The organism is Permianibacter fluminis, assembly GCF_013179735.1.
GTDB lineage: Bacteria > Pseudomonadota > Gammaproteobacteria > Enterobacterales > Permianibacteraceae > Permianibacter > Permianibacter fluminis.
The window spans coordinates 2447221-2472932 of record NZ_JABMEG010000001.1 but is presented as its reverse complement, the minus strand read 5'-3'; the positions used below and the strand labels follow the sequence as shown (position 1 = coordinate 2472932).

Annotated in this window: 12 protein-coding genes; 2 read left to right on the top strand and 10 right to left on the bottom strand. The window is 58.9% G+C overall.

Annotated features, from left to right (window positions below; translation table 11 throughout):
* Window positions 1-134: 134 nt before the first annotated feature.
* The 4 genes from HPT27_RS10755 to HPT27_RS10740 all read right to left on the bottom strand — a co-directional run bounded on the left by HPT27_RS10755 (window position 135) and on the right by HPT27_RS10740 (window position 9537).
* Window positions 135-3092, bottom strand: coding sequence for a TonB-dependent receptor (locus tag HPT27_RS10755; RefSeq protein WP_172242940.1), 2958 nt, complete (start codon window positions 3090-3092; stop codon window positions 135-137).
* Window positions 3093-3581: 489 nt separating this feature from the next.
* Window positions 3582-4571 (bottom strand): alpha/beta hydrolase, encoded by a 990-nt coding sequence (locus tag HPT27_RS10750; RefSeq protein ID WP_172242937.1) that lies wholly within the window; start codon window positions 4569-4571, stop codon window positions 3582-3584.
* Window positions 4572-4585: 14 nt separating this feature from the next.
* Window positions 4586-7123 (bottom strand): glycoside hydrolase family 31 protein, encoded by a 2538-nt coding sequence (locus HPT27_RS10745; protein ID WP_172242934.1) that lies wholly within the window; start codon window positions 7121-7123, stop codon window positions 4586-4588.
* The gene (locus HPT27_RS10740; protein WP_172242931.1) at window positions 7120-9537 is read right to left on the bottom strand and encodes an amylo-alpha-1,6-glucosidase; all 2418 of its coding nucleotides are present in this window, start codon (window positions 9535-9537) and stop codon (window positions 7120-7122) included. The genes HPT27_RS10745 and HPT27_RS10740 overlap by 4 nt, the downstream gene beginning before the upstream one ends.
* 687 nt (window positions 9538-10224) lie before the next feature.
* Here HPT27_RS10740 and HPT27_RS10735 point away from each other — a divergent pair.
* Together HPT27_RS10735 and xylE are read left to right on the top strand one after the other, a co-directional pair.
* Window positions 10225-11841: an alpha-glucosidase family protein gene (locus HPT27_RS10735; protein WP_172242928.1), complete on the top strand. Its 1617-nt coding sequence runs from the start codon at window positions 10225-10227 to the stop codon at window positions 11839-11841.
* Between the two features lie 187 nt (window positions 11842-12028).
* Window positions 12029-13483, top strand: a complete 1455-nt coding sequence (xylE, locus tag HPT27_RS10730) for a D-xylose transporter XylE (RefSeq protein WP_172242925.1) — start codon at window positions 12029-12031, stop codon at window positions 13481-13483.
* Window positions 13484-13633: 150 nt separating this feature from the next.
* Here the strand turns inward: xylE and malQ are convergent, their stop codons facing one another.
* From malQ to glk, 6 genes are all read right to left on the bottom strand, one after another.
* Window positions 13634-15694, bottom strand: a complete 2061-nt coding sequence (malQ, locus tag HPT27_RS10725; protein WP_172242922.1) for a 4-alpha-glucanotransferase — start codon at window positions 15692-15694, stop codon at window positions 13634-13636.
* Window positions 15695-16148: 454 nt separating this feature from the next.
* Window positions 16149-18290, bottom strand: coding sequence for a glycogen debranching protein GlgX (gene glgX, locus HPT27_RS10720; RefSeq protein WP_172242919.1), 2142 nt, complete (start codon window positions 18288-18290; stop codon window positions 16149-16151).
* A gap of 20 nt (window positions 18291-18310) precedes the next feature.
* Window positions 18311-19219, bottom strand: coding sequence for an aldo/keto reductase (locus HPT27_RS10715; protein WP_172242916.1), 909 nt, complete (start codon window positions 19217-19219; stop codon window positions 18311-18313).
* 25 nt (window positions 19220-19244) lie between these two features.
* On the bottom strand, window positions 19245-21434 hold the full coding sequence (gene glgB, locus HPT27_RS10710) for a 1,4-alpha-glucan branching protein GlgB (protein WP_211197930.1): 2190 nt from the start codon (window positions 21432-21434) through the stop codon (window positions 19245-19247).
* 8 nt (window positions 21435-21442) lie between these two features.
* On the bottom strand, window positions 21443-24694 hold the full coding sequence (locus tag HPT27_RS10705; protein WP_172242913.1) for a glycoside hydrolase family 15 protein: 3252 nt from the start codon (window positions 24692-24694) through the stop codon (window positions 21443-21445).
* 56 nt (window positions 24695-24750) lie between these two features.
* Complete coding sequence (gene glk / locus HPT27_RS10700) at window positions 24751-25710, bottom strand: glucokinase (protein WP_172242910.1); 960 nt, start codon at window positions 25708-25710, stop codon at window positions 24751-24753.
* Window positions 25711-25712 lie beyond the last annotated feature (2 nt).

Here is a 25712-nt window from a genome sequence, read left to right as displayed (position 1 = left end):
CAACTTGCGCCCGTGTTCAGACCGATTAATTACCACACTTTGCCAGAAATGAAAAACCGCCCGCAAAGCGATGCTCGGCGGGCGGTTTTACGTTCTGCTCCAGCTGATTCAGCCGGAATTACATTCACTACCGATTAGTACTTGTAGTTCAGTCCCAGGAAATAGGTGCGACCGAATGTCTTGTACTCACCGAGAGCATTGTCCAGACCATAGGAAGCCAGGCTTTCCTCATCAGTCAGGTTGGTTCCCTGCAAGACAACACTGACGCCATTATCGAACGCATAGGATGCTTGTGCATCGATAGTGGTGTACTCCTTACCCTTGGCAGGAGTAGAGCTGCCCGGAATCGTCATGTCGAAAATATAATCACCACGATAGCGAGCGTTAACATGCGCGCTGAAACCACCAATATCCCAGAACACCGTCGCACTCCAAACATCCTTCGACAGACCAGGAATCGGCAATTTCTGCCCGGCGAATAGCCCGCCACCGTCAATTTCCGCTTCACTTTCAGTATACGAGTAGCTCGCAGTCACGCCCAAGCCGGAGAATACGCCCGGCAAGCTGCTGAACGTGTTGGTAGCAGCCAACTCATAGCCACGAATGTAGCCACCTTTATCGCTATTGCGATAGGTTTCATATGCACCGGCAATCTGACCTTCTGGAACTTCCAACCCCAGCGATGCGAACAATGCGGCATTACCATCCGGAGAGAGAGGGTTTTCCGGATAGAAGTTCTTTTGTACCAGGCTTTCAATGTCCTTATAGAACACCGCAGCAGTAACCGCGCCGCCATCCTCAAAATAGTGCTCGTAGGACAAGTCATACTGGGTTGCACGGAACGGATCCAGATACGGCGACCCCTTGGTCCAAACGTTGTAAATTTCACCGCTGTTGCCGCTATTCCAAGAACCGGCACCGCCCTTCAATTTCCCAGCTGGCGGCCGCCCCATGACTTCCGCTGCCGCGAACCGGAGCACATCACTTTCAGTGAGCTCAAAATTCAGGTTCAATGACGGCAGAACGTCGGTATATTCAGGACCATATTTAACATACGCATAATTTGACTGAGTGACGCCCGCGTCATCGGTGATTGGGACACCATTAGCCGAACCGACGTTTTGCACGCCGCTGGCCTTGACATCCGTCTGGACCACCCGGACACCAACATTACCGGATACAGGGGTATCGCCTATCTCGGCATTGATATTGGCCAGCAGATAATAGGCTTTCGTCTTTTCTTGCAGACCGCCGGACTCAACGAAAGTCCAATCACGACTGAACACCTGACGACCCGTGTAATTGCCAGCACCAAAAATGCTATTGGCAATGCCATCTAGATCAACAACCAAATGATCCGGTACGCCGGCAACCGAGCCTACTGTCACGAAGCCATCAACCGACTGCGGTGCGCAGGCCACAAAAGGGTTGCTCAGGTTATCTTCACAGTAAGATTGCCAGTCACCGTTGCCGTCGACGTAATTAAACTGCCCTTGACGGCTGCCGAAAAGGAAGGTGCCACGACGGGAATCAAACATCCGGTCAGAATACCGAGCCCCCGCCTCAATGGATGACACGAACTGCCAATCCAACTCCATCTTGAAGTCGACCTTATAGCTATCGATTTCATCGCTGTATTTGTGCGGATATTCCTCGTAGCGTGACAAACGCATGTAGGAGAGATCGGTGTAATCCGTGTTAAACGCTGCGGTTGGAGTACCGTCGCCGTTGCCCACAAACGTCATGCTCTGACCGCTCAGCTCTTGCCAAGTTGGGCCGGTCACACTATTTCCATCCAACATCCCAGTTGCGGTGCCAAATTCGTAGGCATGCAGTGAAGCCAAACGATCCTTGCGCGTTTTGACCGCGTCACTGTGGGAGATGTCAAAATTTAACGTGATCTGGTCGTTGACGCTCCACTCGACATTGAAGCCATAGGCTTCGGAATCTGCCTGAGTAGACTGATCTTCCGTGCGCGACTCAAACCACGGGCTGCTGTCATCACCACGAGTCCGAGGATCTGTCAGTGAAACCGTGCCACCGGTCAGGATGCCATTGTTGATAACCGGCGAAGTCAGCGAGTAGTTGTCTGGGCGGGCCAAACCACTAACGGTGATGCCATGGCGAAAATCTTCTGATTCAAACTTGGACTTGAAGTAGTCCACTGAGGCTTTGAGTGAATCATTCGGCTGGAAAACAACCGTTGCCAGATAGCCATCACGCTCATCGTTGCCGGTACCAGCCTGCCATTGGAACGCGCGAGCGTAGTATTCATCGGTGCCGTCACCGTCAAAGTCGTAACGGTTATTAGGTCCACCGTAGCCAATCTGGCTATCAGCACCGGCACGCGACCCCTCGAAGTTGTTTGGCTGCTTCAAATGGGCGTAACCCACACCAACGCCGAGTTTGTCATCGAGAAACTTGCCCAGATAGGAGACGCTGAACCGTTCGCCATTTTCGTCGGAACCGACATCACCTGCCGCATCGTTGTACGACTTGCGGACGCTGGCGTTGAAGTTGTGGTCTTTTTGCGCTTTAAGTGGGTTGGCGGTTTTCAGCTCAACCGTGGCAGCGACACCGCCTTCGATGTGGGAGGCTTTCGGCGATTTGTACACCGCGCCTTGGGTAATCAGCTCGGCCGGGTATTGGTCGAACGACATCCAGCGGCTGCTTTCGGTGTAGGCGCTGGTGGTGGCTTGTTCACGACCATTCAGAGTGGTCTGGATGAAGTCGCCGTTCATGCCGCGAATGTTTAGCTGGGCAGACTGGCCAGAGTCCCGCATGGTTGTGACACCGGGGATACGAGCGAGCGCGTCAGTGATCGATTGATCCGGCAGCGAGCTCAGTGCACCCGCGTCAACGACATCAACGATGACATCGGATTCACGCTTGGTATCGAGCGCCTTCTCGATGCCGCCACGGATACCCGTTACCTCGACCCGTACGGCGTCGTCCGCTTTTTTGCCTTTGCCGTCCGCCGATTGTTCCGCCGTTGCCTGCGGATCGGCATCTTGCGCATGAGCACCCGCCGAGACGGTCTGCAACGCAGACGCCAGGGCCAAGCTCAATATGCTTCGCTTGAATTGCACCATCTCCCACACCCCTCGATTTATTTTCATTTATTTGGTTAGCCCATCCACAGTCTGCGTTCGTTTGGGCTTGACGCACCGGCAACATGTCTGTTCCGAAGCGCTGACCGATGGTATCCGTACTGCACGCGCAGTTGACGAAGGTGAATACGTATTCAGTGCAAGCCACTGGTTTGGCCTGCACCATTCCAGTTCAGGACGTAAGCATTTGTGCTACTGCAGCACCGCGACTATTGATATCGAAATCAGTCACTTGGCGGCACACTGGGGATGTGTTCCGACAGCCAATTTGTGACGAGCCGATGGCTTGGTGCAAACGATACAAGGGGTCGGAAATGCATGTCGCCCCAAATTGGGGCGACTCAAATGCGTGGATTTGTCGGGTTGCGGAGCCTGATCGGGGCGCAGCTATAGGACGCTTAACGACGCTCAGACTGGGCAGCACGAACCCTCGACATCAATGGTGCGATTGCCGCACATTTTCAGGTCGGTTCAATCGGCTTTTGGCCCGGCATCCGAAGACCGCTCGGTGCCGAGCAGAAAGCTCAGCGGGATGACCAGCCGGGCACTCCAGGCCTGCTCGTTATGCTCGGCTCCCGGAAACGTCAGGCTGCGCCAGTTGGCATCGGAATAGCCTTTCTGCCGCAGGATGCTATCAACCACCTGCTGGCGCGCGGCATAGCTGGCATCCAGCGTTTCGGTGCCGTGATCAAAGTACAGCCGATGCGAGCCTGCCGCTGGCAGCCGTTCGCGCAGATAGTCAAAGATGGCGGCGGGCACGGGATTGTCGGCGCTGTCCGGCAAGGTGCCGGGCCAATGCGTGGACAGGCAGCCTGCCGCGCCGAACACCGCCGGGTATTCCGCCAACGCATACAGCGAGATGAGACCGCCCATGCTGGAGCCCATCAGCATGGTGTCCTTGCGGTCGCGGCTGCTGGCGTAGCGGGCATCGATGGCGGGCTTCAACTCGCTGACCAGAAACTTCAGATAGCGGTCAGCCGACATCGGCACCGGAAAGCGTTTGTTGCCACCGGTGGCATCGGCATAGAACGAATGAAGTTCCTGCTGCTGTGCTGCGGTCAGTCGTTCAAATGCCCGCTGCGGAAAATACTCACTCGCGCGAGCGGCGCCCGCATTCCAGATGCCGACCACGATGAACGGCCGAGTCTTGCCGCTCTGAATCAGCGCCGATCCGATTTCATCGACTTGCCATTCCTGCCGGTTCCAGGTGATGGCGCCATCAAACAACATCTGGCCATCGTGCATGTACAACACGGCATACGGAGCGGCATTGGGGTAACCCGGCGGCAGCCAGACATCGACATTACGCGCGGTGACATACTGCGAAGGGAATGCCGGCAATCGCTCGATGGTACCGGCGGTTACAGTCGGCACTTTATCAGCTGCTGTTGTCAGCCCGCTCAACACTGACAGCACAACCAACAGCAGCGAATGCTGCAAAACCGCTCGCCATTTGCGCATCAGCCCTTCCCCATTCAATGTTGAATTGATATCTGCATGGCCTTGGCGTCATCGGCAAGCCGTATCAACAGACCGCGTTCCGTTTGCGTCCAGTGAGGCCCGACACTCGCAGGTGCGTTCGGCGCCTGCTGCGCTAACAGCTTGCCGTTTACGAGTACGCGCTTGCCGGCATGCTCGCCAACCAACAGCAAGTCCAGCTGACGGGCAGCAGGCCGATAGCGGCCCTCGCTTGCACTGATGGTCAACGTCGTTGCATGGCGGTCACGTTGTTGCCGGAACGTGCGTCGCGACTGCTCGCCGCGTTGGTAGGCCAGACTCTCGCCATCGTCTTCGTACCATTCGCCGTGCGAGTCACTGGCCGGGTAGATATCCACTTGCAACGGCAGGCCAGCCATTTCCCCAGTGTGCTGGACAACGGGCTGGTGAAACACAAACGCACCGGCGCGGACATAAATCGGCAAGGAACTCAGACTGACCGGAACCCGTATCGTCTGCCCGCCGCGCTGCAGCGCTCCGGTCCAGTAATCAAACCAGTCACCGGCTGGCAGATAAATATCGCGTTGGCTCACGCCTTCCACAATGACCGGCGCCACCAGCAGATCCGCACCGAACAGAAATTGATCATCGCGCGACCAGGTTTGCGGGTCAGTGGGAAACTCCAGAAACAACGGCCTCAGCGCCGGCACGCCGGTGCGACTCGCCTCTTCCATCACCTTGTAAATCTGCGGCAGCAATTCATAACGCAGCTCGATCGCGCGACGATTGATCGCCTCGTGCTGGGCACCAAAGGACCACGGCTCCTGATCCGGTGTGGCCTGCTCGGTGTGGGCGCGCATAAACGGCGCGAATACCGCTGCCTGCAACCAGCGGGTGAAGAGCTCAGGCGACGGATAACCGGCAAAGCCACCAATATCGGTCCCGACAAACGAGAATCCGGACAGGCCCATGCCCATTAACATCGGCAGCGACTGCCGCAGTGATGACCAGTCGGCGGTGTTGTCCCCCGGCCACACGGCGGCATAGCGCTGGCCACCGGCAAAGCTCGCCCGCGTCAAAACAAAGGGCCGCAGCTCCGGGCGTAGCCGCTGCAATCCTTCGAAGGTCGCGCGGGTATGCAACAGGCCATAGACGTTATGGATCTCGCGTTGATCGGTCGGAGCGCCGTCGTTTTCATGACGAACATTCAGTGGCATGGTATTCGACGGCGGAATCCACACGGCCGGCTCATTCATGTCATTCCAGATGCCGGCGACACCTTGCTCAAGCAATTCCTGATGCAGACCACCCCACCAGGCTCGCGTCGCCGCGCGGGTGAAATCGGGAAAGACACTGTTGCCGGGATTTTTCTTGGCATTGGCGGGCCAGACCGGGCCTTCAAACACGCTGCCATCCGGATTTTTGACGAAATGATTGCCGGCTATACCTTCATCGTAGGGCCGGTAGCCCACTTCCTTTTTGGGATGCGCATCGACGATCGTGACGACCCGAAATCCCTGCTGACGCAGATCGCGAATCATCCCGGCCGGGTCGGGAAAATACTCACGATTCCAGGCAAACGGTTTGAAGCCATCGAGATAATCGATATCCAGCCACAAGGTATCGGCCGGAATGCGCTTGCTGCGAAAGGTATCCGCCAACAACCGGACCCGCGCTTCCGGGTAATAACTCCAGCGCGATTGGTGAAAGCCCAGCGCCCAGCGCGGCGGCATCGGCATGCGGCCGGTCAGCTCGGTGTACCGCGCCACCACGTCTTTCGGATGCGGGCCGTGAATGAAATAGTAATTGAGCTCACCGCCTTCGGCACCGAAACTCAGCCGGTTCCGGCTGTCGCGCCCGACATCGAAGCTGCTGCGAAAACTGTTGTCGAGAAAAATGCCGTGCGCCCGCCCCTCGCGCAGCACCAGATAAAACGGCACCGAAACGTAGAGCGGATCAATTGACATGTCATAGCCGTAGGTGTCGCTGTTCCACATCGTGTAGTGGTAGCCACCGAGCCCCATGCCACGCTTGTTCAAGCGTCCGGTCTTTTCACCAAAGCCGTAGACTTGCTCGTCGTCGCGCAGCCGTTTGGCGACCCTGAAAACCTCAGCCGAACGCGCCATGCCCTGCTCAGCGTCGTCTTGATCCAGCGAGCGACCGTCGCGGTCAAAAAATTCCAGTCGCAGCGGTTGGTGCTGAACCACCACTCGCAGTGCCGGTGTCCGCACCGTCGAGGTGTTGCTGCCAACATCCACTGACAGTTTGCCCTGATAAGGCTTCTGGGGAAGCACGGCAAAAGACCGGTCGAGTGCCAGCTTGCGCTTGTCGGTATAACGTACCCGGATCACGGCATCGTTGATCACGGTGATGGTCAGCGCCGCATCACCGTCCGGCAACATCAAACCATCTGCCGTTGCCACCGGCTTGTCCGTCATCGCCAGCGCTTGCCAGTCCGCCAGCGCCGTCGCAGGAAATGCCGTCATCAACAACCCGCGGATCAATACCGTGCAAAACACCGCCACAAACGGCCGTGGTTTTGCTGACCGCCAACCGGACCCGCTGATCTGCTTCATGGTTGTTTTCCTTTGAGAATAAGCTGTTGCAAGACATCTTTGCCGCGCAGTACGGGAAACTGTTTTGGCTCATAGCCGCGCGGCGTTGCCATTTTCAGTTCCCCCAGAATGTCGGCCTGACTGGCCATGATCGGCGTCGTCATCACCGGCTCACCATCAAGGCTTGCGATCTTGCCATCCCAATCGAGTTGCCGCGGCTGGCCTGTCAAGCTGAACTCGACGCGTTGCCGGCTACGGTCCGTCGCCAGTAAATCCAGACGCAGCAGGCGGTCCGATTTTGCCGCAGGATAAAACCGCCAACGCTGATCGGCTGCGGATTGTTCCACCCGCACGGTTACCGACTCGTCGCGACCAAACGGCAAGCGCGCCGCAAGCGATTGCCACGACGTCGGCAGTGCAGGCACAAACGCCAGCACACCGTTCAGCAAGTCCGGTCGAAAACCGAGGTAGTCCTGATAACCATTGCGAGCAAATTCAGCAACGCTCCAGGACTGGGCATAGGTGCCGGAAGGGTGCAGCTTGCCGGCGGCATCGGGCACGGCATCGAGCAACTCGCTCATGCTGCCGCGCGTGCCAAGGTACAGAATCTGATCGGTCAAATTCCGGCTCAGTTGCCAGGCGAGATCCTGATAGCCAAATTTGTTCAGCGCCGTCACCGTAAACCCTGCATTCCAGCCCCAAATCGTGCCGTTGTGGTAGGCCGCGTCCTTGTGATGAAACGCCGGATTTTCATGGCGCGGATGGAAATTGGCATGCTGCGGGTCGAGCGAGGCAATGCCGTAGGGATACAGCAGGCCGGATACCGCGTTTCGGATCACGCGCGCCTGCATCGGTTCAGGAATGAACGCAGAATCCGGAATGGACACCAGCAACAACTGATTCGGGCGCAAGCTCAGATCACGACTGTCATCCGGCCGTACGCGATCGGCCATGCGCTCGCCGTCCCAAAACAACCGCGGAAACTGCTGTTGCACGCGCGCCGCCATGGCAGCGTAGCGCGCGGCTTCGTCCGCCAAGCCGGCCCGCCGTGCCAGCGTTGCGCCCGCTTCCAGCGCGGTAAACCACAGCGCCTGAATTTCTACCGCACGGTTGCCGCGCGGCGACCAGGCCTGCTGATTGGCAATGCGGGCATCCATCCAAGTATCGGCATCGTCATGCTGCAGCAAGCCGTTGCCATCGAGCCAGTGCGCCTCCACGCCTTTCACATAGTCGCGGATCAGCGGCAGCATGGTTTCGGCAAACGCTTCATCGCCACTGTAGCGGGCGTATTCCAGCGCTTCGCGAATCAACCAGGGTGTGCCGTCAACCGTGTTGTAAATCGCTGGCTGACCGGCCGCAACCCGGTTCGGAATGCGGCCGTAATTCGGTTCGCTCAGATCGCCGCGCAACTGCAACCGGGCAAAATTGTCCAGCACCGCCTTGGCTTCATCAAAGCGACCCGCCACCAGCAGGGTGCCCGGCAAGGCGATAAACGTATCGCGGCCCCAATTGTCGCGAAACCAAGGCAGACCGGCCCAGATGCCATGACCAAACTGCTCGACCACGAAGGCACTGGCGCTGGCTTTGGCCCACACCAGTGCGCGGTTGTATTCGGCGTCAGAGGTCCACAATTGACTGCGCGTCAAATCCCGATACACCGACCCCAGCTCGGCGCGCCAGGAATCCGCTTGCGCCAGCGCCCGCGCTTTTTGCACGGCCTCCTCCCGGCTGAAGCCGAAAGCGACATGCACAGTGAATTGCGTGACCGGCTCGGTGCTGACCATTCGAGGTGCCAGCGACGCCTGATCCAGCGACAGGATCTGTCGCGTTGAGGTCGATGCCTTCCAATCCGGTTCGACCCGAAACGGTGATGACGCGGACAGTGCGATCACCGTCGGAATGGCATTCATGCCTGAGCTTGCCAGTGCGCCATCCGGCTGATGTTTTGGCAGCAACAGCAGGACCTCATCCTGTTGCTCCAGCACATAGTCGGCACCCGACAAATCCCATAACGGCATGCACCCCAGCAATGCCGGCGCAGAACGGGTGATTCGCAATGACAGCGCATGCTGCTTGCGATGCAGCAACAGGGATTCCGTAGTGCCCGCGTATTCGGCACGATGACCGAATGGCAGCACGACATCGCGTTCCGCGTCACGCGTCCGGTCCAGCAAGACGCCGTTGACGAACGACGCGTGGCCGTGAAACAGCGTGCGGTCCTGCATTTGGTAGCCAACCCCGCGCCGGAACGCATGGGTATAGCCCTCGTAATAGCCGGCGAGATTGTCGCCGAGCACATACTGCGCCTGCTGATGGCCCGACACGGGAATCGCTATCGTGTCAAAAAAGTGGTTTTCATCCGGAAAGAAACCTGCCGGATCGGCCGTCGTGGCCGGCACGTCATCAGCAAGGGATTGTTGCCGATCAGCCCCCACAGCGACGCCGTTCCTGCTCAGCGTGAGCAGAAGCAAACCGGCGAGGACCCGGCGACAACAACCGGAATTTTTTAACACCATGCGGAAGCACCACGTAAATAAATTCGATCACAGCAAAGCCGGCGATCCGCAGACAATGTCCATGCTTGTGCAGGCTCTGTCAGCACCGAAATCAACTACCGCCAAGCATTCGCCAGCAACGACACACGAGCGGCTCGCATGGCCGCAAATTTCCTTATGACCTGCCTCTTGACTGCACCTGCCACCGGTACAGCCATGTGCACCAAAACGGTAAGCCCGGACCATGGTCTCGGCAACGGTCGCCCCATCCGCCAAAGGTCAGACCTGACTGTTCTGGCAGCGTCCGGTGCCCACACTGCGCATCGGACGCCGCCAACATAAACCGTCATGACAATGCTCGAGCTCACCCGGCAATCCGCGCCGTTTCCGAGAAAAAACAGCGAATTTGCTGCACCCCGCCTTCTCGTCACGCTGATACCGGAATCGTTCGTTGCGCACGTTCACTGAGCGCAACCCTAACCCGGGCCAGCGGCCTGCTCGTGGGCTTGCCGCCATGAATACGTATGCGCAACAGCCAGTTTGACCGCACTCTCAGCTTAAGCTGCGGATCACCAAAACAGTGCATCGACGGTTGCCGTCAAAGCACGAAGCACAACGGGATCGGCAATGAGCAAGGCCCCTTGGTGGCGCGGCGCTGTCACCTACCAGATTTATCCGCGCAGCTTTCTTGATACCAATGGCGATGGCATTGGCGATTTGCCCGGCATCATTGAGCGGCTCGATTACGTCGCCAGCCTCGGTGTCGACTGCCTGTGGATCTCGCCCTTTTTCAAATCCCCAATGGCGGATTTTGGCTACGACATTGCCGATTACCGAGCCGTCGATCCCATGTTCGGCTCGCTGGCGGATTTCGATCGCTTGCTCGCCAAGGCACACCAGCTCGGTCTCAAAGTGATGATCGATCAGGTGCTCAGCCACACCTCGGCCGAGCATGACTGGTTCAAGGAAAGCCGCGAGAGCCGTGACAATCCCAAAGCTGACTGGTACGTCTGGGCCGACGCCAATGAAGACGGCTCGCCACCGAATAACTGGCTGTCGATTTTTGGCGGCATTGCCTGGCGCTGGGAAGCACGCCGTGGCCAGTATTACCTGCACAATTTTCTGTCAGCGCAACCGGATCTGAATTTCCACAATCCCGAGGTGCGGGCCGCAGCACTGGCCAACGTCAAGTTCTGGCTCGATCGCGGCGTCGATGGCTTCCGGCTCGATGCAATCAACTTTTGCTATCACGACGCCAAGCTGCGCAACAATCCGGCCAAACCGAAAGCGCTGCGAACCGGTCGCGGTTTCAGTCCGGACAATCCGTACGCATTCCAGTATCACTACTACAACAACACCCAGCCGGAAAATCTGGCGTTTCTGGAGCAGCTGCGGGCGCTGCTGGATCAGTATCCCGGCGTGGTCGGCATGGGGGAAATCTCATCTGAAGATTCGCTGGCGACCATGGCCGAATACACCCTGCCCGGTCGCCTGCACATGGGCTACAGCTTTGAATTGCTGACCCACGACTTTACCGCCCAGTACATTCGCGAAACGGTCGAGAACCTGGAGGCGAAATTGACCGAAGGCTGGCCCTGCTGGTCCATCTCCAATCACGATGTCGAGCGCGTGATCAGCCGGTGGGGCGGCGCCCACCCGCCAGCCCATCTTGCCAATCAACTGACGGCGCTGGTCTGTTCGCTGCGCGGTTCAGTCTGCGTGTACCAAGGTGAAGAATTGGCGCTGCCGGAAGCAACACTGCCATTTGAGGCGCTGCAAGATCCCTACGGCATCGCCTTCTGGCCCAATTTCAAAGGCCGCGATGGCTGTCGCACGCCGATGCCCTGGCAGGATCGGACCGACGCCGGTTTCAGCAGCGGCAAAGCCTGGTTGCCGGTGCCGCCTGAACATTTGCAACTGGCAGTGTCGCATCAGGAATCCGATGCCAACTCGCCACTGAATGGTTTTCGCCGCTTCATGCGCTGGCGTCAGCAACAGCCTTGCCTGAAATGGGGCAGTATCCGGTTTATTGATACCCCGGAGCCGGTGCTGGCGTTCTTGCGTGAACACGACGGACGCCGCATGCTGGTCGCGTTCAATCTTTGCGACAACGCGGTCGACCTGCCGTTGCCGGCACTCGGCAACGTGACTGCCCGGACCGAACACGGTTTGCTGGCCGGCAAGCTGGACAACGGTCATCTGCAGTTGCCGGGGTATGGCGTGTTTTTCGCTGACATTCGCTGACATTCGCTGAAGGTGAGCAGGCTGCGTAGCCATACGCCAATGAAAAGCCAAGCAACCATCAACAACGGACACGGCAACCGATCCATTACCATTGCGCCAACACAAGCAAATCGGCAAGAGCTGGACAGCGCAAATAGAACTGTTAAAAACACCACTCAATAACCGTTATGCAAAACGGAGGGAACTGATGTCCACTCACAACAAGTCGCTGGTCATGAGCCTGACGCTGATCGCCACACTGGGCGGTCTGCTGTTTGGTTATGACACAGCAGTCATTTCCGGCGCGATCAGCGCCATCGATGCCAATTTCATCAACCCGCGCCAGCTCGATGAAACGGCGCGCCTGAGCCTGTCCGGCTTCACCATCGCCAGCGCACTGTGGGGTTGTGTGCTCGGTGGCTTGGTGGCCGGCTGGATCGGCGATCGGTTTGGTCGGCGACGTGGATTGATGCTGGCGGCGTTGGCGTTTTTGATCAGCTCGGTAGGTTCGGCCTGGCCGGAACTCGCGCTCGGCCTGTTTACCAGCGCCGGCCCGGATGCCCTGTGGGCATTCAACCTGTTCCGCATCATTGGCGGCGTCGGCATCGGCATCGCGTCGATGCTGTCACCGCTTTATATCGCTGAAATTTCGCCACCCGCGGAACGCGGCCGCATGGTCACCTATCAGCAGCTCGCCATTGTCGGCGGTATTGTGCTGGTGTATTTCGTCAACTGGCTGATTGCCGCGCAAGGTGATGAAGCCTATCTGCACAGCACCGGCTGGCGCTGGATGTTTGCCTCGGAAGCCATTCCATCCGCCCTGTTTTTTGTGCTTTTGTTCTTTGTCCCGGAAAGCCCGCGCTGGCTGGTGATGAAAAACCGTGACGCCGAAGCCCACGCCGTTTTGCGCCGCCTGACCAGTGACGCTGAAGCCAGCGTTGTCATCAAGGAGATCGGCAACAGCCTGACCGTGCAGTCCGGAAAGTTGTTCGCGTTCGGCGGCACCGTTGTGCTGGTGGGCCTAATGCTGTCCATCTTCCAGCAAACCGTCGGTATCAACGCCGTGCTGTACTACGCACCGCAGATGTTCCAGAACATGGGCGCGTCAGCCAATGCCGCGCTGTGGCAAACCGTCATCATCGGCGTCGCCAATGCCGTGTTTACGCTGGTCGCGATGTTTACCGTTGATCGCTGGGGCCGCAAGCCGCTGCTGATCCTCGGCGCCGGCATCATGGCAATTTCGATGCTGGCACTCGGCGCGCTGTTCCATGCCAATCAGCTGGGCTGGCTGTCGCTCATCATGGTGATTGTTTACATCGCCGGTTTTGCCTTGTCGTGGGGCCCTATCGTCTGGGTCATGCTGGCCGAGATGTTCCCGAATGCCATCAAAGGCCGGGCCATGAGTCTGGCTGTGGCAGTGCAGTGGATTGCCAACCTGATCGTGTCGTGGTCGTTCAAGCTGCTGGACGGTAGCACCGCATTGAATGACGTGTTCCATCACGGCTTTGCGTATTACGTGTATGGCGGCATGAGTGTGCTGGCGGCCGTCTTTGTCTACTACTATGTGCCGGAAACCAAAGGCCGTTCGCTCGAGCAAATTCAGGAGCTCTGGCAGCCGAAAAATGCAGCGGACAAAACTGCTGCGGCGGCAGCCAGCGTCTGAGACGAAATCTGGGTCCGCAAAAACGGACCGCCCAAAGCAAAAGACCCCGGCCACTGCCGGGGTCTTTTTTTTCTGGTTCAGCATCTCAGCTGCATTGGTGCAGGACAACGCGAAACAGAACAACTCGAAAAAGAACAATGCAGGCCTTTATCAGCTCCGCCGTGCCGCACTGATGGCCAGGCACAACTCACGCAGCATCGGCCGTTCGAACAGCTGCTCGATCGGCACCGCCAACTTGCGCTGCCAATTGGCATGCTCATCGCTAGTGCCCGGCAGATTCACCTGATGACGCTCGCCGATCCAGTCTTCCGGCTGACACATCATGATGGCGGCCTTGCTGCGCGCCAGATAGATATGGGCAGCGCGCTGCAGTGGCTCATCAAACGCCGGTGGTTCGGCTTGCGCCGGATAAAAACCCTGCTCCGCCAGCGCTTTCAGCAACTTTTGCTTGTCGCTGTGGCGTTGCTCGTACTGATGCCGAACCTGCTCTGGCGAATCATACAGACCGAGCCGCTCCCGCAGTTTGATGTCTTCGCATTCCCAGAAACCGGGCAAGGTCGGCATGTCATGGGTGCTGATGGAAGCCAAGGCATGCTGCGGATATTCCGCCGGTGACTTCAACCGATCCGGATGTTGTTCGAACATCAGGATGCGATAGGACAGCATCTGGTTTTCGGCCATCAGCTGGCGAATTTCCTCCGGTACGGTACCGAGATCTTCTCCGATAATCATGCAGCGCTGGCGCTGACTTTCCAGCGCGACGATGCCGGCCATGTCCGCCAGTCGATAATGGACATAAGCGCCATCCGTGCCGCTGCCACCCGGCGGAATCCACCACAGCCGGAACAGGGCCATGACATGGTCAATCCGCAGCGCGCCGCAGTGCCGCATGTTGGCACGCAACATCGCGGCAAAACGCCGATAGCCGTCATTGCGCAGCGCATCCGGGTGCAGCGGCGGCAAGCCCCAGTTCTGCCCCTGCACGGCCACGGCATCGGGCGGTGCACCGACCGAAATGTCCTGACAGAACAAATCCGGCGAACTCCAGATCTCGCTGCCACCACGGTCAGCACCAACGGCCAAATCACGATACAAGCCGATGCGCATGCCAAGCCGGCGACATTCGACCTGCACAGCATCCAGCTGCGCTTCCGCCAGCCACTGCAACCAGCAGAAAAACTGCAGACTTCCAGCATTGGTGGCGGCAAATTGCTGGGCAACGGGACCTGCAGGGTCCTGGTATTCGGCAGGCCATTGCTGCCACGGCAAGATCTGCTGGCAGGTTTTCAGCAAATGTTCCTGCACGGCATCGAACAGGGCATGGCGTTGTAAATCGGCACCGGCCTGCCTCACATAATCGGCAAACGCCTGCTGACGGGCCGGCACGGCTGCGGTGATGAAATAGTGAAACAAGGCTTCCAGCACCGGCCGTTTCAACGCGGCAACGGCAGCGTAATCCACGCTGTCGGTGGCGCGTGCGGCGGCTTTGGCTTGGGCAAAGCTGTCGTGATTGATCAGCGCCTGCGCCGCGGTGCAAGTAGCCAGTTCCGGAATGGCTTCGACATCGATATAGAGCCAGTTCAGAAACTCCCGATGACTCGGGCTATAAGGACTGATGTGCAGAGCATTGGCAGGATACAGCGCATGCAGCGGATTTAGGCCGATGACATCAACGCCGTACGCCCCGGCACGACCAATCAGGGTCAGCAAATCCGAAAAATCACCGATGCCCCAGTTGCGCGCTGAGCGCAAGGTATAGAGCTGCAGCGCCAATCCCCAGCAGCGCTCACCGGCAGCCACCGACGCGGGCAGAAAGCATTGATCCGGCACGCCGATCAGGCGAATGGTTTGCGCGCCGGCAGGGCCATTCACGGTCAGCTGGTGATAGCCGAGCGGAATGGGCAATGACAAGCGGCCGGCACGGATAAGCCCCTGTTGTTCTGCCACGTCGATCGCGACATCGCCCGCTGCAATCGCGGCTGGGTCCAGTTGCAAGCGCCAGCGATCAAATCCTGCCGGTAGCTGCAGCTCAACCGGACCACTGCTGATGCGATGCACGCGCACGCTGTGTTCATCGCCAGCCGAAACGGAGGCCAGCGCGCGAGCCAGCGCTGACAATGTCGTCGCCGCGACGGCGCGGGGTTGGCCCCAGGCATCGGCATATTGCGGGGAAATCCGCGAATCGAGCGCGTGCTCGACAGAATTCGTCATGGTAAATGCAGGTCCTTACCGCGTGGCCAAGCCAGGCACTGAAAACCGGGTGCCGTCGCCGCGAATACCGCTGCGGCGCAACCTCACCCAGTCTCTGGAAATCATCCGTTCGATGCCGTCACAGCCAGGGTCGGCTACGACAGATCGGGCGATGGCCGGAGCCATCGGAATTCAGGCTGCATTTGTCGCATTTTCCGGTCCGGCGGAACAACCGGCCGGGACAATTTACATACGTATTCATGCGCCAGAATGGCGCAGCGCGGCGGCTGCAATGAGGAAGGCGTGGAAGCGACAGCAAGGCAGGACATGCACCGCATCGCAGCAATCGCGATGGAATGTCGACGGTATTGAATGCCAATCGCACTGAATGCCGACGATATTGAACGTCGATGTTCTGAACGCCGAGAACGCTCGATGCAGGTATTGAATGAAGATTGCCGGCAGTAGCCGTCGCTCAGCTCAACCGGCTGCGATCGCGTTGCACAACCCGCTCCAGTAAAACAACGAACGAGCGGCCCTGCAAGGGATACGGATCGTGGGCACTGAAATACATCGGCAGTGTACTGACCTGAGTTTCCGCGGTATCAAACACCAACTCCCACAGTGCCCCATCCGGCGGTGCCGGCAATTGAAAGTGCTGCCGCTCATGATGGCTGTTGAGCAGAATCAGCAAATGATCGCCGATGACCGGACGGCCCATCGCATCCAGCTGACCGGTATAACGGCCATTGAGTAGCAAGCCCAGCGACCGTGCACGCCAGTCATGCCAATCCGCATCGCTCATCATCTGGCCGTCAGCGCGCAACCAGCTGACATCGCGTTCACCGTTGTCCTGCGGCACACCGTCGAAGAAGCGTCGCCGCCGCAGTGCCGGTTGCTGCCGGCGCAGCGCGATCAGCCGGCGGACAAACGCCTGAAGCTCGCGCTCGCGAGGACCCCAACTCCAGCGCAACCAGCTGACTTCATTGTCCTGGCAGTAGGCGTTGTTGTTGCCGCCCTGACTGCGGCCATACTCATCACCAGCCAGCACGATCGGCACCCCTTGCGACAGCAACAGCGTGGCCAGCAAGTTGCGCTTTTGTTGCTCGCGCAAGGCGATGACAGCCGGATCATCCGACTCGCCCTCCTCGCCGCAATTCCAGCTGCCGTTGTGATCGGCGCCATCGCGGTTGTCTTCCAGATTGGCTTCGTTGTGCTTGTACTGATAACTGACCAGATCATGCAGGGTAAAGCCATCATGCGCAGTGATGAAGTTGATCGACGCGGTTGGCTCGCGTGCCTTGTTGGCAAACAGATCGCTGGAGCCGGCCAGGCGCTCGGCAAACTGACCGAGTTGACCGCCCTCGCCACGCCAGAACGCCCGCATGTTGTCGCGATACTTGTCGTTCCATTCCGACCAGCCGCCGGGAAACCGGCCGAGTTGATAGCCGTTGGGTTCACAGTCCCACGGTTCCGCCATCAGTTTCAGATGGGACAACACCGGGTCCTGATGAATGATGTTGAAGAACGAGCCGCTGGCATCAAAGTGGCCGTCGCGCCGGGCAAGGCATGATGCCAAATCAAAGCGGAAACCATCGACGTGCATTTCGCTGGCCCAGTAGCGCAGGCAGTCCATCATCAGCTTCAGCACTTGCGGATGTTCAGCATTCAATGTGTTGCCGCAGCCGGAGAAATTGCGATAGTACCGGGCGTCCTCCGGATCGAGCTGGTAATACACTTTGTTGTCGATGCCGCGGAAGCTCAAATGGGGGCCGAGTTCATTGCCTTCGGCACTGTGGTTGAACACGATATCCATGACCACTTCAATGCCGGCGGCATGCAGCTTCTTGACCATGGTTTTGAATTCAACGGTCGCATCCTTGATGGCGTAGCGGCGATCCGGCGCAAAGAACGCCATCGGGTTGTAGCCCCAATAGTTGCCCAGCCCCTTTTCAACCAATGATCGTTCGGACAAGAAGCTCTGGCAGGGCAACAACTCAACGGTGCTGACACCGAGATTTTTCAGATAATCGATGACGGCCGGTGCCGCCAGACCGAGATACTTGCCTCGCAGTTCCGGCGCCACCAAAGAATTGAGTTGGGTGAAGCCTTTGACATGCAGCTCGTACAACACCGTGTCGCTGAGCGGCACGTTCGGCAGACGATCATTATCCCAGTTGAAGGTCGGATCAATGACCACACACTTGGCCATGTGCTGCTGGCTGTCGTGGCTGTCGATGCGCCATTCCTGCCGGCCACCTTGCCGATAACCAAACAGCGACTCATCCCAATTCACCTCGCCGACCAGTGCTTTGGCGTAAGGATCGAGCAACAATTTTTGCGGATTGAACCGGTGCCCTTCACGCGGCGAGTACGGACCATAGACGCGATAGCCGTAGACCGTACCGGGCCGCGCCGTCGGCAGAAAACAATGCCAGATTCGGCCGGTGCGATTACGCAGCGGAATCCGCGCGGTTTCGCGATGGCCAAGCGCATCAAACAGGCAGAGCTCAACCGATTCCGCGTGTTCCGAGAACAGCGCGAAATTGACGCCAGCGCCTTCCCAGGTGGCGCCGAGCGGATACGGTCGGCCAACTTCCAGCGCGATTTCAGACATCGGTAACAACGCTCCTGCACTCACACCCGACCGGGCCAGTGCTGGCCCAACCGGTGAAAATACTCGTGGATCTGTTGCTGTGCGGCTGCCGGCAACGGCCCTTTGGCCAACAGCGCAAGATTGCGCTGCAAGCTGCTGACTTTCGTGGTGCCGATAATGGCGCTGCTGACGCCAGGTGCAAACGCGGCAAACCGCAGCGCCACTTCATCCGCGGGCAGCTCGGCCAACAAAGGTAGCGTCGACATGGCTTGCCAGCGCGGCCAGTATTCTGCCAGATCGTCGCGTGCCGGCAAGCTTGGGTAGGTCCAGATGGCATTGGCCAGACAGCGCTTGGCGATTACGCCGAGCCCCTGCTCGCGGGCCGCCGGCAACAGCTGTTGCAGCGCATATTGATCAATCAGGTTGACCGAGCACTGCACACTGTCGAAGCGGCCCGATTGAATGGCAAAGGCCAACGCCTCGTTTTCACCGGAGTAAGCAATTGCCCGGACTTTGCCCGCCGTCTTGGCCTGTTCAAGCGCCGTGATCACCTCACCGCGCTGCAAGTACTGCAGGCCACAGGAATGCAGATGGACAACGTCAAGATAATCCGTCTGCAAGACGCGCAGAGCCTCATCCACCCCGCGACTGACCGCAGCAAAGCTCCAGTCCTCGGTGCCGGGAATGTCGTAGCCCACTTTGCTCGAAAGGATGATCTGCTGCCGCACCGGTTTCAGCAGCGTACCGAGTCGACGCTCCGAGGCAAAGTACAACCTCGCTGTATCAAACAGCGTAATGCCGGCATCCAGCGCCGCGGCAATGACATTGGCCACATCACGCTCAGCCAGCGCCGGATCTCCGATCCACTGGGCACCAAAGCCCAGCACCGACACCTCAAAATCGCTGCGACCGAACCGCCGTGTTGGCAAGCTGGCTCCGGGTTTCGTCATGTTCGGGGTCTCCAGATAGAGGGGTTCATGCCGCGTCCGCTGACACCGGCATCAACCAGACCGTGGCCAGCGGAGGCAGCTCAAGCATGATGGAGTGCCGACGGCCGTGTGCGCTGATCGCGTCGGTTTGCAGCACCGCCGCGTTGCCAATGTCGGAGCCACCAAAGACCGCCGCATCACTGTTCAGGCACTCGCGCCACTGATCAAAACCCGGCACACCCAGACGAAAGCCGTGTCGCACGACCGGCGTGAAATTGCACAACACGATCAGCGGCTGGCGACGATCACGATCCCAGCGAATGAACGCATACAGGCTAGTATCAGCGGCATCGGCCTCTATCCACTCGAAACCGGCGGGCGAAAAATCCTGCTGCCACAAAGCCGGGCAATTTTTATAAGTCCGGTTCAGTTCGGTGAGCCAACGCTGTAGCCCTTTGTGTGCTGGGTCCGCCAACAGGAACCAGTCCAGTTCGCGATCATGATTCCATTCCCGGCGCTGGCCGAACTCGCCGCCCATGAACAGGGATTTCTTGCCGGGATGGCCATACTGGAAGCCGTAATAGGCGCGCAGATTGGCAAATTGCTGCCAATTGTCACCGGGGCATTTGCCGAGCATCGAACCCTTGCCGTGCACCACTTCGTCGTGCGACAGCGCCAGCACAAATTGCTCGCTAAAGGCATAACTCAAACCGAAACTGAGGTCGCCATGATGATAACGGCGATGAATGGGATCCTTGCCGAGATAGCGCAGGCTGTCATGCATCCAGCCCATGTTCCACTTGTAATCAAAACCGAGGCCTCCGCTTTCCACTGACCGGGTCACACCGGGCCACGCCGTCGATTCTTCGGCAATGGTGTACTGACCCGGACAGTGTTCGCGCAGCACACGATGCAGACGTTGGAAGAATGCCACGGCATCATCGTTCTCCCGACCGCCGCGAGCATTCGGCAACCATTGCCCGGGGCCACGGGAATAATCGAGATACAGCATTGAGGCCACCGCGTCGATGCGCAGGCCATCAAAATGAAATTCCTGCAGCCAGTACAGCGCGTTGTTGATCAAAAAATCGCAAACCTCTGGCTTGCTGTAATCGTAAATCAGGGTTTGCCAATCCGGATGCTCGCCGCGACGTGGGTCCGGATGTTCGTACAAGGCGGTGCCGTCAAAACGGACCAGACCGTGCTCATCACGCGGAAAATGCGCCGGCACCCAATCCAGAATGACGGCGATGCCGGCGCGATGGCAGCGATCAATCAGGGCTTTCAGATCCGCAGGGGAACCAAAGCGCGCGGTCGCGGCGTACAGCCCAACCGGCTGATAGCCCCAGGAACCACTGAACGGGTGTTCACTGAGCGGCAGAAATTCGAGATGGCTGTAACCGAGCTCAAGCAGATACGGGATCAGCGCATCGGCGAGCTCGGTGTAGCTGTAATGGCGGCCATCGGGATGACGGCGCCAGCTGCCGGCGTGCAATTCATACACCGCCATGGGCTGATCAGTTGCGACGCCTTGGCGCTGACGCTGGCGCCACCGTTGATCGCGCCAGCGGTAACGCTCATCGTTGCTGATGCGCGACGCATTGCCCGGTGCCAGTTCCATCGCCCGCGCCTGCGAATCGGATTTTTCCCGGCGCTGGCCATGACAGTCCGTAACAACGAACTTGTAGTAATCGCCGGCCGCAGCACCCGGCACAAAAGCCCACCAGCAGCCATTTGCCAACCGTTGCATCGGCTGCCGGCGATCGTCCCAGCCATTGAACGAGCCGACCAGATAAACGGCGCGTGCCGCCGGTGCCCACAATGAAAACCATGCACCGGTTAGTCGCGACTGGCCGAGCTGGCGCGAGACGATTCTGGCACCGAGCACGCGATGCCGGTTGCTGACATCAAACTGCAGTTGCGGTGGTGGGCGAAATTGCCATGCGTCGAATGAATGGCTTGCTGCGCCGTCATCGCAGGTCAGGCGTATTGGCCATCGTTTGGCTTGATCCTGCAGGACAAACAAACCGGGAATCGGCTCGGCACTGAGCGTCATCGCTGTGCTGCCATCGGCAGCGAGCGCCGTCACGGTTGTCGCCTGTGGCTGCCAGGTCCGGTAGCACCAGCGCCGGCCTTGTTTGTGCCAGCCGAGCACGGCGTATGGCGCATCGCATTGGCCTTGCGCAAGACTCATCATGGCTTCCGGCGCGGCGTTCTGAGCGTGGTGGGCGTCCATGCGGCAGCTCAGGACGCGGCTGGGAGCCGCGTTTCCTCAAGCAGGTATTCGACAGCGCGAATCACCGCATTGGCGACCCGATGCGGTGCCAGCAAATAAAACGCATCCCAGGCCCGACTGCGAAATTCGTTGTAGCGGTCGGCGTGATCGGGATGCTGGGCCAGCCACTCGAATTTCACCGCGTAACTCAGCAGCGCATCGAGCACAATGCGATCGTTCAGCACCAGGCTGGGGTTGGCCCGAAACATCGCCGTCAATGCCATCAGCGCTTCCACATTCAAATGCCGGTAGGCCGGGTCCGGCAGCTCATTGAGCAGGCTTTCGAATTGCAGCGCAAACGCCGGCTCGCCCGGTGTAGTGGCGTCATGCACAGCCTTGGTGTCGAGCAGATTGCTGCGCTCGTAGCGATCACCGAGCACAATGCCATCACAGTGTTTCAGCAGGTGCCAGATGTCGGTGTGAAACCAGTCGGGATGACGGTTGACCACGCCGACCCGGTTGCGCCAGGCGCGCCAGTCGTTTTCGCCGTCAGCACGCTGCGGATCATCGGCTGGCAGAAATTCGACCGGTTTGATGCCCTCGTCCTGCTGCGCTGCGCTCTTATCGAAGGAAAAATGCAGCCGCTCGTTGCGCGCAAGATTGCCCAGCGAGGTTTGATATTGCTCCAGCACCGCTTTCAACCGGGTGAACACCTCATGCGGCGCTTGCGTGCACAGCAATTCGAATGCGGCATCCTGGGCAATGCCGCGTTCCGCTGCCAACTGACTGATCATCAGCAACAGCAAATGGCTGGTGCGAATGGACAGCAAACCTTGTAGCAGCTCGGGTTTGGCACGCACCTGCATGACCAGATAGACCAGCACTTCCTGATTGAGCAGGCATTCGCGTGGATCGCGGCCAGTGTGCTGACGCATCAGCGCGTGAATCTTGTCGTTGGCAAGCGGCGCCGACACCGTGACATAACTGGCGACTGCACGACCGAACACGACCTGACGCTGGCGAGCAATCAGCTCCGCCACCGCATCTTCCAAACCGGCGTGAGTCTTGTCGAGCAAACCGGCCGCAAATCGCAGCGCCGCCCAGTGTCCGATCGAGGCGGCCTTGTGATACAGCTCCTTGACCAGCTGACGCAGCGGCAACGGCTGCTCACCGGCCATGCCACTGTCTTGATCGAGACCGTAATGATTGGCCAGGGCCTGCATGATCCGCAGCTGCTCTGGCAGCTTTTGCGACAGCATCAACTGCTGCATCAGCAAGGCAAACGGCATCTTGCTGGTGATGGCGTCGGGCAAATTGCTACGCGACTGGATCGGATCAAACGGCAGGTAGTAACAGCGGGCAATGACATTGACTTCATGGCTCGGCAACTCGGCGGGCAACTGCACGGCCAACTCCACCGGCACCAGATCGGTCAATAGATCACTGACCGTGCTGAGCTCGACACCGATGCCCGCGCACTGACCGGATTGCAGCTCGCGCAGCACGGCGATAACCGCGTCTGCCCCTTCGCCATCGAGCGCCACGGCGCGCAGTTTGAACAGCAGCACCGGCGCACCCGGCTGATCCCAGTGCCGTGCCACATAGGACAACTCAGCGCGGAACTGCTCAATCAGCAAGCTGTTGTCGACCGCCAGATAAAAGCTGTGCGGATTCTGATACTGGCCAAAAAACAGATGCAAACGACCGTCGATGCGATAGCCCTGTGCCGTCGCCAACGATCGCAATCGTCGAAACGGTCGGCCCGACAAGCCCAGTTTGGGATTTGCCCCCAGCTCCTGCAGAATGCGCGACAGATCATCGGCTTCGGCAAAGCGGATGTCCGGCAACTCGTCGGTTGTTTGCGCGGCAATGCCGGCCTGACTGAGCCGCTGCTTCACCTGCGCGTTTTCCGCGATCACGGCCAGCCGTATGGTCGGCAGATTCCGCGGCCGTCGCTGGTGCCGCCGCAACGGATCAATGTCCTCCGGTTGCAACAGGCCATCGGCCAACAAATTGCCCAGCAAATACAGGCTCTGCGCCCAAATCAGCGGCAGATTGTGATTGGCAACGCGCGGCTGGCTACCCGGCGCCGCCCGCTCGGCAGCAATGGCCGATTCCGGTACGTAGTACAGCTCCGGCAGCAAGGCCATGCCATTTTTCAGCACGGTCAGCGACTGCAATTTGTCCCGGTAGTAGCGCACCTGCGCCGGGTCTTGGCGAAACAGCGCATCCAGCAACAGATAGCAATAAAACAACGGCCACTCGGATTCGATGTTGGCAAAGCTGCGCAACTCATCGTCTTCGTAATGCAGGCGGCTGTTGTCCTCGATAACGGTTTGGTGACCGTCGAGCAGAAAGCGTTTCAACCCGTACGGGCCGGCGAGCTTGGCGATGACCTGCTCACGGGTGCGCAGCGCCAGCGCATCATCTTCGACGGCGAATGCCGGATAGCTGATGACCGACAGCAGCGCGGCATCGACTTCCTTTGACAGCGACTCCCGCGGCAACAGTGATTGCAGCGCAGCGCGCGATCGGGCGATTTCATCGGCGACGACATGGATGGTCGAGCGGGCATCACCGTCCTGACCAAACAGGTCCAGTCCGCGCATGGCTTCCAGCGCGGCTTTCGCCATACCGACCGAGCTGGCGTTGATTTCCGGTCGGCCGTTGTTGATCTTGTTGCCACGCTCCCAGATGCCGTAATCCGGTGTCCGATAGGCGCGACCGATGTAATGCACCAAATTCTGGACAAAACTGACTTCATCCAGATTGAAAATAATCCGCAAACCGGCCCGCGACATTTGTGCCAGCATCAGCAGATAAAGTGAAGTCGCATCAAGCTGCAAATGGCCCCATTTATCATCGGCAACCACGACATCGCCGCTGCGAGTGCCGTACTTGGCGTGCAGCGCATCAAGCGGGTCCTGGGTTTGCTTGAAGCGTTCCACTTTGCCAGCCTGACGCATCATGGCCAGCAGCAGACCGCGCATCAGTTTGACAACCGTTTGCTCGAGCAGATAAGCCCGGGCGTTGTCGACGCCGGCCTTGCGATAAGCCAGCGCCAGTCCCCATGCCGCCTGAATGCTGTAGACGTTATCGCGAACCCAGGCATCGGTGTAATCGCCGTGCACGGATACGGCGGTGCTGGCCGGAAACAAGCCGGTGACCGGATCCTGACGTTGCAGCAACAATTGATCGACTTGCTGAAAATAATTTTCCAGCTGCGCGCGGCAGTCGACACGAGCGGCACCAGCATCGGCAACGGTATCAAGCGTCGTCATGCCATCAGATCCGCATCAGCACGGACGCGGCTGCCGTTGCAGCAGTCGGCAAAGATTCATACCGACAAACTCCGGACTGCACCGACAAAGGCCGGATAGGGTGAATGAATCACGTAGACCGGAATCGGACCCAGATAATGATCAAACCGGCCCTTGTCTTCAAACGCCGCGCGAAAACCGGAGCGAGAGAAAAAATCACCCAGCTTCGGCACGATACCGCCACCGATGTAAACGCCGCCGCGCGCGCCAACGGTCAATGCCAAATTGCCCGCGACATTGCCCAAGGCAATGCAGAACAGTTCGAGCACTTCATGGCAGCGCGGATCCTGATTGCTGAGCGCACGTGCCGTGATCTCGGCCGGCGTCAACGACTCGATGCTGACGCCATCAATTTGTGCCAGGGCCTGATGCATCAGCGCCAAGCCCGGTCCGCTGATCAAGCGCTCGGCCGACACATGGTTGTCAAACTTCGGCGCCAGGCATTCCACCATTGCCCATTCCCGGGCGGTGCGAGCCGGAAAACTGACATGGCCCCCCTCTGCCGGTAACGCCTGCCAGTGACCGTGACTGCTGGCCAGACTGGCAACACCCAAACCCGTACCCGGACCGATGACGGCCTTGACGGCACCGACCACCGGCTCGCTACCGCCCAACTGTTTCAGATCCGCCGCCGGCAAATACGGCAGGCTCAAGGCCAGCGCCTCAAAATCGTTGACGACATTGAACACGGTCAGACCGAGTTCTCCGCGCGTTTCGGCAATGGAAAACGCCCAGTGATGATTGGTCATCTGTATCCGATCGCCAAGCACCGGATTGGCAATAGCGATCGCCGCCCGCGCCGGCTGTACCTGTTGCGTATCGCAGTAGTGCCGGAAGGCATCGGCGAAGCGGGCAAAATCCTTGCACGGCAACACCTGTTCGCGCAGAAACTCGCCGAGATGATGAATAGCAAAACGGGCATTGGTGCCGCCGATATCGGCAACCAGATCACAACCGGTCAGCAAAGGAGCCATCATTG

Excerpts from the sequence above, each read along its gene's own strand:
- HPT27_RS10755 (WP_172242940.1), bottom strand. The coding sequence starts at position 3,092 with ATGGTGCAATTCAAGCGAAGCATATTGAGCTTGGCCCTGGCGTCTGCG.
- HPT27_RS10750 (WP_172242937.1), bottom strand. The coding sequence starts at position 4,571 with ATGCGCAAATGGCGAGCGGTTTTGCAGCATTCGCTGCTGTTGGTTGTG.
- HPT27_RS10745 (WP_172242934.1), bottom strand. The coding sequence starts at position 7,123 with ATGAAGCAGATCAGCGGGTCCGGTTGGCGGTCAGCAAAACCACGGCCG.
- HPT27_RS10735 (WP_172242928.1), top strand. The coding sequence starts at position 10,225 with ATGAGCAAGGCCCCTTGGTGGCGCGGCGCTGTCACCTACCAGATTTAT.
- xylE (WP_172242925.1), top strand. The coding sequence starts at position 12,029 with ATGTCCACTCACAACAAGTCGCTGGTCATGAGCCTGACGCTGATCGCC.
- malQ (WP_172242922.1), bottom strand. The coding sequence starts at position 15,694 with ATGACGAATTCTGTCGAGCACGCGCTCGATTCGCGGATTTCCCCGCAA.
- glgX (WP_172242919.1), bottom strand. The coding sequence starts at position 18,290 with ATGTCTGAAATCGCGCTGGAAGTTGGCCGACCGTATCCGCTCGGCGCC.
- HPT27_RS10715 (WP_172242916.1), bottom strand. The coding sequence starts at position 19,219 with ATGACGAAACCCGGAGCCAGCTTGCCAACACGGCGGTTCGGTCGCAGC.
- glgB (WP_211197930.1), bottom strand. The coding sequence starts at position 21,434 with ATGGACGCCCACCACGCTCAGAACGCCGCGCCGGAAGCCATGATGAGT.
- HPT27_RS10705 (WP_172242913.1), bottom strand. The coding sequence starts at position 24,694 with ATGACGACGCTTGATACCGTTGCCGATGCTGGTGCCGCTCGTGTCGAC.
- glk (WP_172242910.1), bottom strand. The coding sequence starts at position 25,710 with ATGATGGCTCCTTTGCTGACCGGTTGTGATCTGGTTGCCGATATCGGC.